At 74.2% G+C, this 12,425-nt stretch carries 11 protein-coding genes; all 11 read left to right on the top strand.

From position 1 onward, the window contains the following. The first annotated feature begins 1,218 nt into the window (after nucleotides 1-1,218). Nucleotides 1,219-1,344 carry a hypothetical protein gene (locus IC607_RS17640; protein ID WP_255502285.1) on the top strand — a complete coding sequence of 42 codons (126 nt, stop codon included), beginning with the start codon at nucleotides 1,219-1,221 and terminating at the stop codon, nucleotides 1,342-1,344. Nucleotides 1,345-1,907: 563 nt separating this feature from the next. Next, entirely contained in the window at nucleotides 1,908-2,660 is a 753-nt protein-coding gene (locus IC607_RS09085) for a hypothetical protein (RefSeq protein ID WP_225224582.1), read from the top strand. Beyond that, entirely contained in the window at nucleotides 2,657-3,673 is a 1,017-nt protein-coding gene (locus tag IC607_RS09080; protein WP_191787001.1) for an HAD-IIA family hydrolase, read from the top strand. The genes IC607_RS09085 and IC607_RS09080 overlap by 4 nt, the downstream gene beginning before the upstream one ends. Before the next feature lie 87 nt (nucleotides 3,674-3,760). After that, nucleotides 3,761-3,922, top strand: a complete 162-nt coding sequence (locus IC607_RS09075) for a hypothetical protein (protein WP_191787000.1) — start codon at nucleotides 3,761-3,763, stop codon at nucleotides 3,920-3,922. Between the two features lie 158 nt (nucleotides 3,923-4,080). Next, complete coding sequence (locus tag IC607_RS09070; RefSeq protein ID WP_191786999.1) at nucleotides 4,081-4,896, top strand: TlyA family RNA methyltransferase; 816 nt, start codon at nucleotides 4,081-4,083, stop codon at nucleotides 4,894-4,896. Continuing rightward, on the top strand, nucleotides 4,893-5,789 hold the full coding sequence (locus tag IC607_RS09065) for an NAD kinase (protein WP_191786998.1): 897 nt from the start codon (nucleotides 4,893-4,895) through the stop codon (nucleotides 5,787-5,789). The genes IC607_RS09070 and IC607_RS09065 overlap by 4 nt, the downstream gene beginning before the upstream one ends. Beyond that, entirely contained in the window at nucleotides 5,786-7,528 is a 1,743-nt protein-coding gene (gene recN / locus IC607_RS09060; protein WP_191786997.1) for a DNA repair protein RecN, read from the top strand. The genes IC607_RS09065 and recN overlap by 4 nt, the downstream gene beginning before the upstream one ends. Nucleotides 7,529-7,534: 6 nt before the next feature. Beyond that, nucleotides 7,535-8,719 carry a putative cytokinetic ring protein SteA gene (steA, locus tag IC607_RS09055; protein WP_191786996.1) on the top strand — a complete coding sequence of 395 codons (1,185 nt, stop codon included), beginning with the start codon at nucleotides 7,535-7,537 and terminating at the stop codon, nucleotides 8,717-8,719. A gap of 73 nt (nucleotides 8,720-8,792) precedes the next feature. Continuing rightward, on the top strand, nucleotides 8,793-9,827 hold the full coding sequence (locus IC607_RS09050; protein WP_191786995.1) for a copper transporter: 1,035 nt from the start codon (nucleotides 8,793-8,795) through the stop codon (nucleotides 9,825-9,827). Continuing rightward, entirely contained in the window at nucleotides 9,824-10,708 is an 885-nt protein-coding gene (locus IC607_RS09045; RefSeq protein ID WP_191786994.1) for a hypothetical protein, read from the top strand. The genes IC607_RS09050 and IC607_RS09045 overlap by 4 nt, the downstream gene beginning before the upstream one ends. Next, the gene (gene murJ / locus IC607_RS09040; protein WP_191786993.1) at nucleotides 10,705-12,378 is read left to right on the top strand and encodes a lipid II flippase MurJ; all 1,674 of its coding nucleotides are present in this window, start codon (nucleotides 10,705-10,707) and stop codon (nucleotides 12,376-12,378) included. The genes IC607_RS09045 and murJ overlap by 4 nt, the downstream gene beginning before the upstream one ends. Nucleotides 12,379-12,425: the final 47 nt, after the last annotated feature.

Genomic DNA, 12,425 nt, shown 5'->3' with positions numbered 1-12,425 from the left:
AACCCGGAAGCTAAGCCCCTCAGCGCCGATGGTACTGCACTCGCCAGGGTGTGGGAGAGTAGGACGCCGCCGGACATCATTCAGAAAGAGCCACCCCTACGGGGGTGGCTCTTTCTGTTTCCCGGGATTGTCCTGAGGCGCCGACGCGGCTCATCAGGACCGTGCGGCGCCCGGTACCGGTCCGCGTCGCGTCTCGCTGTGTTCCGCGAGTTTGGCCGGTGCTGCGTGCTGGGCGCGTTCGCAGTCGCGTGCCGCCTCAGGTGGTGAGCCACTCCGCACCGGGGTCGTTGTGGGGTACCGATCAGGGCCGGCGGCGCGCTCCCGGTGATGGCGCGCGTTCCCGCGCCGGTGTGGGTGTGGTCACTGACAGGCTGTCGAGTATCCGAGCGGAGCCGCCGGGTGGGATGATGGCTGCTGAATCGTGCGAGGAGAGTACACAGATGAACAGCGATCACCGGTCGGGACGGTTCCCGGACGACAAGAACAGGTCCAGCGACGACCGCCGGGACGGCGGAAGGTCGGCTGGCGGCGCAGGGTCGTCCTACGGTGGTCGCGCCGGCGGCGCGTCGCGCGGTTCTTCGAGCTACGGCTCCCGCGGTTCGGATCGCGGTGACCAGGGCGGTCGTGGCGATGCGGCTGGCCGTTCGCGTGACGACCGCGGCGGGCGTCCGTCGTACGGCGATCGTGGGCGCCAGGGTTCGGGTGCGTCCTACGGTGATCGCGCGCGGGACGGTCGCGGCGGGTCCGAGGGGCGCGGTGCGGGTTCCGGCGCCGGCGGCGGCCGTCAGTCGTCCGAGGCGCGCGGTGGGTCGAGCTCGCGTTCGTCCTATGGAGAGCGGTCGGGTTCGGGTTCGCGTTCGTCGTATGGTGACCGCCCGGGTTCGGGCCAGCGTTCGTCGTATGGTGACCGCCCGGGTTCGGGCCAGCGTTCGTCCTCTGGCGAGCGGTTTGGCTCGGGTGAGCGTTCGTCCTATCAGGAACGACCGCCCGGGCAGCGCTCGTCATATGGTGACCGGCCTCGTTCGGGTGAGCGTTCTTCTTCCGGTGAGCGGCCCGGTTCGGGCCAGCGTTCGTCCTACGGCGACCGCTCAGGCGCCGGCGATCGCGGCGGACAGCGTGACCGGCGTCCTTCCGGCGACCGCTCGCGGGACGACCGCGGGGGTCGGCAGCCCTACGGTCAGCGGGACGGTTCGGGCTCCACGAGCGGCCGCGCTGCCTATGGCGACCGCGACCGAGATGAGCGCGCGCGCCCGTCTTACGGCGACCGGGACCGAGATGATCGCGCTCGCCCGTCTTACGGGGACCGGGTCCGTGATGATCGAGGACGCGAAGGGCGTCCCGTGAACGGGCAGCGCAACTCGCGTCCGTCCTCCGGCGGACGCTACGTGCCCGGCGATCGTCCGCGTGGCGAAGCGTCCGAGCTGCCCCGCGACGACCGCGGTGGGCGGCCCGGCTACGGTCAGCGCGACGGGCGCAGATACGAGGAGAGGGGTCCGTCGCGGCCGTCGTCGAGCGATCGTCGGCCGATCGCGGGGGAGCGTCGGGGCCCGCAGGACCGCCCGGAGCGCAGCTCGTCCGCGCCGGACTCTCGTGCCGGTCGACACGGTGGCGCAGCGCGCAGCGACGTCGGCCGTGGTCCCGATCGGGGCGGCTACGAGCGGGGTGACGGTGGTCGTGGCGGGAGCCGTGGCGACTTCGAGCGCGGTCCTCGCGCCGTCGGTGGACGTCCGTCGAGCGATCGTGACGCTGGGCGGGGCGAGCGCGACTCGCGTCCGCCGCAGGACCAGCGGCGGCCCGGTCCGTTCATCCCGGACGACGTCACGTTCAGCGATCTCGACCGGGGCGCGCGTGCGCCCCTGCGCACCCTGAGCAAGGACAACGCGGAGCGCGTCGGTCGCCACCTCGTGATGGTGGGCCGCCTGCTCGACGAGGACCCCGAGCTCGCCTACGAGCACGCCCAGGCCGCGGTCCAGCGTGCCGGTCGTGTCGACGTCGTGCGCGAGGCCGCCGGCCTCGCCGCGTACCGGACGGGTCGTTTCGCCGAGGCGCTGCGCGAGCTGCGCACGGTACGGCGGTTGAACGGCTCGTCGGAGCACCTGCCGATCATGGCCGACTGCGAGCGTGGGCTCGGGCGACCCGAGCGTGCCATCGCGCTGTCCCAGGAGCCGGAGGCGGAGACGCTGGACGCGGCCGGTCGGCTCGAGCTGGCGATCGTCGTCAGCGGTGCGCGCGTCGACCTCGGCGAGTTCGATGCCGCGCTCGCGACGCTGGCGACCCCGGCGGTACGGGGCGCCAAGGGCGTCGCGGCCGCGCGTGTCGCGCAGGCGCGGTCCGCCGCGTTCGAGGCAGCCGGTCGGACCGAGGAGGCTGCTGCCGAGCTGGCCCCCTACAGCGCTGCGCAGCTCGCGGAGGCGGACGGCGGTGTCGCCGACGACGAGGACGACGTCGTGGTGTACGACCTCGTCGAGGACGAGTCCGGCGACGAGTCCGGCGACGAGGCCGGCGACGAGGTCGAGGGCGGCGTCGACGAGGTGCTGCCCGGTTCGACGGACGGTGTCGAGGCGGACGTCGCGGGGGCCGCCGACGCGTCCGCGTCAGCAGCTGCCAGTGACGGTGACGGTGACGGTGCCGAGGGTGCCGGCGACGAGGAGCGCGCATGAGCGCGGGGCTGATCGGGTCGAGCACACCGCTCGCCGAGCACTACGACCTGGCCCTCGTCGACCTCGATGGTGTCGCGTACAAGGGGCACGAGCCGATCGACCACGCCGCGGACGGGCTGACGTCGGCGCGGGGCAACGGGATGCGCCTGGTCTTCGTGACCAACAACGCGTCGCGCGAGCCCGAGTCCGTGGCCGCCCAGCTCACGGAGCTGGGGATCGCGACGCGAGCCGACGAGGTCATGACGGCCGCCCAGGCCGCCGCGCAGCTGCTGCGCACGCGGCTCCCGGAGGGGTCGCGCGTGCTGGTCGTCGGCGGCGCCGGCCTGGTCACGGCCGTGCGAGAAGCCGGGTACCAGGTCGTCGACTCGGCCGACGACGAGCCCGAGGCGGTCGCGCAGGGTTTTGCGCCCGAGGTCGGGTGGGCCCAGCTCGCTGAAGCCGCCTACGCGATCGAGCGCGGGGCGTGGCACGTCGCGTCCAACCTGGACCTGAGCCTGCCCACCGCGCGCGGTTTCGCACCGGGGAACGGGTCGCTCGTCGGCGCGGTCCGTGCCGCCACCGGCGTCGTGCCGGACAGTGCGGGCAAGCCCTCGTCCACGATGTACGACATGGCCGTCGAGCGTGTCGGTGCGCGGCAGGTCCTCGTGATCGGCGACCGGCTCGACACGGATCTGGCGGGGGCGCGCTCTGGGGGGTACGACGGGCTGCACGTCCTGACCGGGGTGAGCTCGGCGCGCGACGACATCCTGGCGGTCCCCGGTGAGCGTCCGCACTTCATCGGGGCCGATCTGCGCGCGCTCCTCGAGCCGCACCCGGCGCCGGGACGCTCGGACGACGGCTGGTGGGTGTGCCGCGAGGCGTCCGCCCGCGTCACCGATGGTGCGCTCGAGCTCGGGCGCGGCGACGCGGACGCGATCGACCTGGTCCGGGCCGCGTGCGCCGCCGCGTGGGCCGCGGTCGACGCGGGCGACGACCTCGACCCCGGCACCGTCCCGGAGCTCGCCCGCTCCTGACCGGACGCCCACACCCTGGGGATGTCTCGCGCTCGTGTCGGTCGCGCCGGGTAGCGTGGGCGCGGGTCCGGACAGCGAGGAGGAACGGTGAGCGAGGCGATCGAGGTGGTCCCCACGGGCGACGACGGCGTCGACGAGGCGCTGCGCAGTCTCGACGGCATCGCCGAGCAACCGCTGCGCGCGCACGTCGCGGCGTTCGACGCCGTCCACGGTGCGCTCCAGGACCGGCTCGCCTCCGCCGAGGCGTGACCGCCCTGACTGCGTCGGCGGTGCGGTGCCGTGCCGCATCGGCGCCCGACGGGCCCGTCCCGATCCGACCGTCGGCCGGGCAGCACACCCACGACCGCACTCGTGAGCGCACTCCCGACCGCACCCGCACCCGTGACCGCACCGGAAGGAGCGCCCCGATGGACGACGACCTGACCGTCAGGCTGGACGTCGCGCTCGTGCGGCGTGGGCTGGCCAGGTCGAGGGGCGAGGCGACGACCCTCGCGTCGGCCGGGCGGGTACGCGTCGACGGAGCTGTGACGCGACGGCCTGCGACGCAGGTCGGACCTGCGGCAGCGCTCACGGTGGACCGCGACGACGACCCCGGTTATGCGTCGCGCGGCGCCCACAAGCTCGTCGGCGCGCTCGACGCGACGGGGATCGTCGTCGACGGTCGGGACTGCCTCGACGCGGGTGCGAGCACCGGCGGGTTCACGGACGTGCTGCTGCGGCGTGGGGCGCGTCGGGTGGTTGCCGTCGACGTCGGGCACGGACAGATCATCGACCGCCTGCGCGACGACCCTCGGGTCGAGGTCCGTGAGGGCGTCAACGTGCGCGAGCTCGACGCTGCGTCGGTCGAACCCGAGCCGTCGCTGGTGGTCGCCGACCTGTCGTTCATCTCCCTGGCGCTGGTGCTTCCCGCGCTGGCCGGTGTCGCAGCTTCGGACGCGGACCTCCTGGTCATGGTGAAGCCGCAGTTCGAGGTGGGGCGCGAGCGGCTCGGGTCGGGCGGGGTCGTGCGCGATCCGGCGCTGCGTGCGCGGGCCGTCCTGGAGGTCGCAGCCGCGGCGAGCGGCCTCGGGCTCGGCGTGGTGGACGTGGTCCGCAGCCCGTTGCCCGGGCCCAGCGGGAACGTGGAGTACTTCCTGTGGCTGCGCCGTGGTGCGCCCGGGGTCGACGAGCTGGAGGCCCGCGTCCGCGCGGTCGTCGCCGGCGAGCGTGAGGAGGACGCATGACGCGTCGAGCACTGGTCGTCACGCACAGCGGGCGTGAGGTCGCCGTCAGCGCGCTCGAGGAGGTGGTGCGCGAGCTCGCCGCCGCCGGCATCGAGCCGGTGCACGCGGGCGAGGACACCGAGTCCGCCGACCTGCCCGAGTTCGACCTCGCGGTCGTGCTGGGGGGCGACGGGACCATCCTGCGCGCCGCCGAGCTGACGCGCGGCACGAGCGTGCCCCTGCTCGGCATCAACCTGGGTCACGTCGGGTTCCTCGCGGAGGCCGAGCGGGACGATGTCGGTGACGCCGTGCGCCGGCTCACCACGGGCGACTTCACCGTCGAGGAGCGCGGGACGCTCGAGGTACGGGTGGTCGGTGCCGACGGCTCTGTCCAGACGGGGTGGGCACTCAACGAGGTGGCACTGGAGAAGGCTGACCGGTCGCGGATCCTCGAGGTCGCCGTCGGTGTGGACGGGCACCCGCTGTCGTCGTTCGGGTGCGACGGCGTGGTCGCCGCGACCGCCACCGGGTCGACCGCTCACGCGTTCTCCGCCGGCGGGCCCGTCGTGTGGCCCGACGTCGACGGTATGATCCTGGTGCCGCTCGCCGCGCACGCGCTGTTCGCGCGTCCTCTCGTCGTCGGGCCGCGCAGCCGCCTGGCCGTCGAGGTGCTCGACCGGTCGCCCGCTCAGGGGCTCATCACGTGCGACGGCCGCCGCCGGCTCGAGGTGCCCGCGGGATCGCGGGTCGAGGTGACGCGAGGAGACCAGCCGGTCCGGCTCGCCCGGCTGACGCCGGCGCCGTTCACGACGCGCCTGGTGAACAAGTTCGACCTGCCCGTCGCGGGCTGGCGCGGACGCCCCGCGCAGACGAACGGCGAGGGTCGTCGCGTCGCGGGCGGTGGCGCGTCGTGATCGAGGAGATCCGCATCGCCGACCTGGGCGTGATCGGGCGCGCGCACGTCGAGCTCAGCCCGGGACTCACGGTGCTCACCGGTGAGACGGGCGCCGGCAAGACGATGGTGCTGACCGCCCTCAACCTGCTGCTCGGGGGCAAGGCGGACGCCGCGACGGTGCGGACCGGTGCCGCCGGCGCGTCCGTCGAGGGGCGTGTCCTGCTCCCCGCCGGCGGCGACGCACTGACGCGGGCCGACGAGGCAGGGGCCGAGGTGGACGACGACGGCTCGCTCGTCCTCGTCCGCACGATCACCGTGGGCACCGAGGGAGGCGCGGGACGCTCGCGCGCGTACGTGGGCGGCCGGTCCGTGCCGCAGGCGGTGCTCGGCGAGATCGCGGAGCACCTGGTCACCGTGCACGGCCAGAGCGACCAGGCCCGGCTGCGCTCGCCCGCGCACCAGCGCGAGGCGCTCGACGCGTTCGTCGGGGCGGAGCACACGCAGACGCTCGCCGACCTGCGGGCGGCGTGGGCCGAGCGCACCCGCGTCCAGGACGAGCTCGACGACCTCGTCGAGCGTGCGCGCGACCGGAGCCGCGAGGCCGAGCTGCTGCGCCTGGGGCTCGCCGAGGTCGAGCGCGTCGACCCTCAGCCGGGGGAGGACCACGAGCTGACCGCAGAGGCGGAGCGGCTCGCGCACGCCGAGGACCTGCGCGTGGCCGCGACCGGGGCGCACGTCGCGCTCGCCGGCGATCCGGACGGCGCTGCCGTCGACGTCGTCAGCGCCGTCGACCTCGTCGAGCAGGCGCGTCGTACGCTGGAGCACGCTGGCGCGCACGACACCGCGCTCGGTGCGTTGGCGACGCGGGCTGGCGAGGCCGGCTACCTGCTGGCCGACGTGGCTGCCGAGCTGTCGTCGTACGTCGAGGATCTTGCCGCGGACCCGCGGCGGCTCGACGTCGTGCACCAGCGCCGGGCGGAGCTCGCGACGCTGACCCGCAGCTACGGGTCGGACGTCGACGAGGTGCTCGCGTGGGCCGACACGGCCGGGCGGCGCCTCCTCGAGCTGGACGGTGGAGACGAGCGGATCGAGCAGCTGCGCGCCCGCCGCGACGAGCTCGACACGACGCTCGGCGAGCTCGCAGGACGGGTGACCGCCTCCCGTCGCGCGGGTGCCCAGCAGCTCGCGAACGCCGTGACGGCCGAGCTCGCGGGGCTCGCGATGTCGGGTGCCGACCTGCGCGTGCAGGTCGAACCCGCGCAGGCACTGGGCCCGCACGGCGCCGACCAGGTCGAGATGCTGCTGGTGCCCCACGCCGGCGCTCCCGCCCGCCCGCTGGGCAAGGGCGCCTCCGGCGGCGAGCTCTCGCGCGTCATGCTCGCGCTCGAGGTGGCGCTCGCGACCTCACCGGACAGCGGCGCGTCCCGACCCGGCACCTTCGTGTTCGACGAGGTCGACGCGGGCGTCGGCGGCAAGGCCGCGGTCGAGGTCGGGCGCCGGCTGGCCATGCTCGCCCGGCAGTCGCAGGTGCTCGTCGTCACGCACCTGGCCCAGGTCGCGGCGTTCGCGGACCACCACCTGGTGGTGACCAAGTCACAGGCGGCCGGCGTCGATGTCGTCACGGACTCGGACGTGAGGTCGGTCACGGGCGAGGACCGCGTGCGCGAGCTCGCCCGCATGCTGTCGGGTCAGGCCGACTCCGACGCCGCGCGGACGCACGCCGCAGAGCTCCTGGAGCAGTCGTTCGTGGGACGATGACGCACGATGAGATCCAGTCTGCGCAAGCGCTCCGCCCTGCCTGAGCCCGGCGTCGTCGCCGGTGTGGCTCGAGTCGACCCCCGGACCAAGGGGCTGACGAAGCGCCTCAAGGCAGGTGACGTCGCCGTCATCGACCACGAGGACCTCGACCGCGTGTCGGCCGAGGCGCTCGTCGCGTGCCAGCCCGTCGCCGTCCTCAACGCCGCACGCTCCACCTCGGGGCGGTACCCCAACCTGGGTCCCGAGATCCTGGTCGGCGCCGGGATCCCGCTGGTCGACGACCTCGGTCCGGACGTCATGGCCATCGCCGAGGGGCACCACCTGCGGGTCGTCGACGGCAGCGTGTACGACGGCGACGACCTCGTCGCCGAGGGTGTCGTCCAGACGTCGTCCACCGTCGCGCTCGCGATGGAGGAGGCGCGCGCCGGGCTCTCGGTGCAGCTCGAGTCGTTCGCCGCCAACACGATGGACTACCTGCGCCGGGAGCGGGACCTGCTGCTCGACGGCGTGGGCGTACCCGACATCAGCACGGTGATCGACGGGCGCCAGGTGCTCATCGTCGTCCGGGGGTACCACTACAAGGAAGACCTGGTCACGCTGCGGCCGTACATCCGCGAGTACCGGCCGGTGCTCATCGGCGTGGACGGGGGAGCGGACGCGATCCTGGACGCCGGCTGGCGGCCCGACCTCGTCGTCGGCGACATGGACTCGGTCTCGGACCGCGCGCTGAGCTGCGGTGCCGAGATCGTCGTGCACGCCTACCGGGACGGTCGCGCGCCGGGGCTGGCGCGCGTGGAGCAGCTGGGCGTCCCACACGTCGTCTTCCCGGCGACGGGCACGAGCGAGGACGTCGCCATGCTGCTGGCCGACGACAAGGGCGCCGAGCTCATCGTCGCCGTCGGGACGCACGCCACGCTGGTCGAGTTCCTCGACAAGGGGCGTTCCGGCATGGCGAGCACGTTCCTGACCCGCCTGCGCGTGGGCAGCAAGCTCGTCGACGCGAAGGGTGTCTCGCGGCTCTACCGCCACCGCATCTCCAACCTCCAGCTGACGCTGCTGGTCCTCGCGGGTCTCCTCGCGCTCGGCGTCGCGCTGGCCTCGACCGCTGCCGGGCAGACGCTCTACGAGCTCATCGGCGCCCGCTTCGACGACTTCACGTCGTGGGTCGGCTCGCTCTTCGGGGGCAGCTGATGACCGCGGACGTCCGCCCGACGGCTCGTCGTCGCCCCCTTGCCTGCCTCATCTTCGACGGAGAGAACGCCCTGTGATCGACTTCCGCTACCACGTCGTCTCCCTGATCTCGGTGTTCCTCGCGCTCGCCGTGGGCATCGCGCTGGGCGCCGGCCCGCTCAAGGAGACGATCGGGGACACCCTCACGGGGCAGGTCCAGCAGCTCCGCACGGAGAAGGACACGCTGCGCTCGCAGCTCGACGACGCCAACTCCGACCTCTCCGACACGCAGTCCTACGTCGAGGCTGCCTCGCCCCAGCTGCTCGCCGGCTCGCTGACCGACCGTCGCGTCGTCGTGATCGAGCTGGGCGACCTCAAGGGTGCCGAGCGCAAGGGTCTGGCCGAGCACTTCAAGCAGGCCGGGGCCAGCATCACCGGATACGCGACGCTCACGGATGCGTGGTCCGACCCGGACCAGCGCAGCTTCCGCCAGGCGCTCGTCGGCAACCTCACCCAGTTCTTGGCGCCCGCGCCCGCACAGGGCGCCGACCTCGAGACCGAGCTGGCCGCGGCCCTCGTCCAGGGGCTGACGGGAGCCGACAAGGCCGCGCCGGACAAGCTCAGCCAGGACGCGTCCTACCTGCTGGAGATCCTGACGACCGGGGACAGCCCGCTCGTGACGCTGGCCGACCCGGTGACCGTCGCGGCCGATGCGGTCGTCGTCGTCTCGGCCGACGAGGCGGGCTCCGAGACCGTGGCCTCGCCGACGGCACCGCCGAGCGCCGAGGACCTGGCGCCCGAGCTCTCGGTGATCAGCGCGGCGCAGGAGTACTCGACGGGCGCGGTGCTGGCCGACGGTGCGCGGGCCGAGGGCAGCCTGACCGACACGATCCTCGCCGACGACGACCTGAGCGCGGCACTGACGACCGTCTCGGACGCGCAGGAGGTGGCCGGGCAGCTCAACGTCCCGCTCGCGCTCGCAGCCCGCATCGCCGGCACCAACGGCCACTACGGGTTCGGCGACGACGAGACCACGATCCCGCCCGCCGTCCAGCTTCCGCCGGTGGACCGGACTCCGGTCGCGGCGCAGCCGTCCGGCGGAGCCACGTCCAAGGGCTCGGCGGGATGAGTGTCGGCTGGCGCCGCCGCGTGACGGCCATGGTGCTGGGCAGCACGGTGACGTCGGCCGCGCGCGGTTTCCTCGACCAGCAGGCGCCGGGGGGGCAGGCGCGCTGGACGCGGACCAACCACCGCGGGGAGCCCGTCAGCATGCTCGAGGGTCCGGCCATCGCAGCGGGCCTGCTCGCCGGGGTCGCGATGGGTGCACCGGACACCCGCGGCGCGGCGGCCCTGCTCGTCGCGACCGCGTCCGGGTCGGCGTTCGGCATCGTGGACGACCTGGCCGAGGACACCACCGCGCGCCGCAAGGGGCTGCGCGGGCACCTGGGTGCGCTCGCCCGCGGCGAGGTGACCACCGGCGGGCTGAAGGTTCTCGGCATCGGTGCCGGGTCGCTCGTGGCCGCGGCGCTCGCGACCCGCCGCAAGCCGGGGACGAGCGGCGTGGGCCACCTCGTCGACGTCGGCACCTCCGGCGCCCTGATCGCCCTCAGCGCCAACCTGGTCAACCTTCTCGACCTGCGGCCCGGACGCGCGCTGAAGGCCGCGGCCCTGGTGGCGGCCCCCCTGGCGGCGGCGCCCGGCGCGGGTGCGGGAGCGGCCGCGGGAATCGTCGGCGCCGGGTACGCGGCACTCGACCAGGACCTCGCAGAGACGGACATGCTGGGCGACGGTGGGGCCAACGCGCTCGGCGCCGCCCTCGGCACCGCCCTCGTGCTGAGCGCGCCCCGCCCGGTGCGGTTCGCGGCGCTGGCCGGTGTGGCTGCGCTGACGGTCGCGAGCGAGCGCATCAGCTTCACGAAGGTCATCGCGTCCACACCCGTGCTGCGCGAGCTCGACGCGTGGGGCCGCCGCCCCGTCCACGTCCCGGACCTGGGCGACCCGGCGTCGTGAGCCCGGCCGCTCGGCGCGCGGCGGGAGGCCTCGCGGGCGCGGCCGCCATGATCGCGGCGGTCACCGTCCTGAGCCGCTTCCTGGGCTTCGGCCGGAGCCTGGCCCAGCTGTACGGGGTCGGCGCCGACATGATCGCCGGTGCCTACACCTCGGCGAACATGCTGCCCAACGTGCTGTTCGAGATCGCCGCGGGTGGTGCGCTCGCAGGTGCGCTGGTCCCGGTGCTGGCGGGTCCGATCGCACGCGACCTGCGTGGCGACGTCGACCGGATCGTCTCGGCGGCGGTGGGCTGGACTCTGCTGGTGCTCGTGCCCCTGGCGGGGCTGCTCGCGCTGCTGGCGTCGCCGATCGGCACGTACCTGGCGCACGGTGACGCGCCCAAGGCGGACCTGATCCGGTACTTCGTGCTCGTCTTCGCCGTGCAGGTCCCCATGTACGGGCTCGCGGTGCTGCTCTACGCCGTCCTCCAGGCGCACAAACGGTTCTTCTGGCCGGCGTTCGCGCCCGTGATGGCCTCTCTGGTGACCATCGCGGCCTACCTGGTCTACGGTGCGCTCGCCGGCGGTGAGCGTTCGGACCCCACGCAGGTCGCCAACGGCGCCATCGGGGTCCTGGCCTGGGGGACGACGTTGGGCGTCGCCGCGATGTGCCTGCCCATGCTCGTGCCCGTCCACCGCCTGGGTGTCCGGATCCGGCCGAGCCTGCAGTTCCCGGTCGGTGTGGGTGTGCGCTTCCGTGCGCTCGCGCTGGCGGGCGTCGGGTCGGTCGCCGCCCAGCAGCTCACGACGCTCGTCGTGCTCGCGGTCGCCAACCGGTCGGGGACGGACGCGCTCGTCCGCGACAGCACGGTGCCCGTGTACTTCTATGCGCAGCAGGTCTACCTGCTCCCGTACGCAGTGCTCGTCGTCCCTCTCGCCACCTCGACGTTCCCGCGGTTGGCGGCCCGCGCCGCGGCCGGTGACACGGTGGGCTTTGCGCGCACGTCGAGCGCGGTGACACGCGGCGTCGTGGCTGCTGCCGGGGTCGGCGGAGCCGCGGTGATCGCCGCGGCGGTGCCGATCGCATCGGTCTTCCACGCCATCGCGCGGGAGGGCCAGGACGGCCCCGTGGGCGCCCAGCTGGCGGACGCGCTGACGTGGATGGTGCCGGGGGTCGTCGGGTTCGCGCTGCTGTTCCACGCGTCGCGCTCGCTGTACGCGCTGGAGCGCGGGCGCGCCGCGATCGTCGCCAACGTGACCGGCTGGGGCGTCATGTCCGCGGGCGTCGTCGCCCTGGCCGCGCTCGACTGGCCCGACGGGAGGACGGTCGTCTCGATCGGGGCGGCGAGCACGCTCGGGATGACGGTCGGTGGGGTCGTCGCGGCGGTGGCGCTGGTACGGGCGGCGGGCTCCGACGCGCTCGCAGGGCTCACGCGGACGGCCGTCGTCACCGTGGCCTCCGGCGTCGTCGCGGCCCTCGTCGGGCGGGGGATGGCGGACACCATCCAGGACCTGGGCGGCGACGGACTCGTAACGGCCCTCGGCGCGGCCGCCGGCGCAGGGCTGCTGGCACTCGTCGTCTGTGCGCTCGTGTTCGCGGCGTTCGACCGCGGAACAGCACTGGGCGTGCTGCACGCCGAGCGGGAACCCGTGCGGCCGGCGACAGTGCCGTTCCCCGACGACCCCGAGTAGTCGAGCTCCCCAGGGGACCCGGAGCGCGTCGAGCCCGGGCGGCACGC

Source organism: Cellulomonas sp. JH27-2 (assembly GCF_014837175.1).
Classification (GTDB): domain Bacteria; phylum Actinomycetota; class Actinomycetes; order Actinomycetales; family Cellulomonadaceae; genus Cellulomonas.
This window is presented reverse-complemented; position numbering and strand designations above follow the sequence as displayed.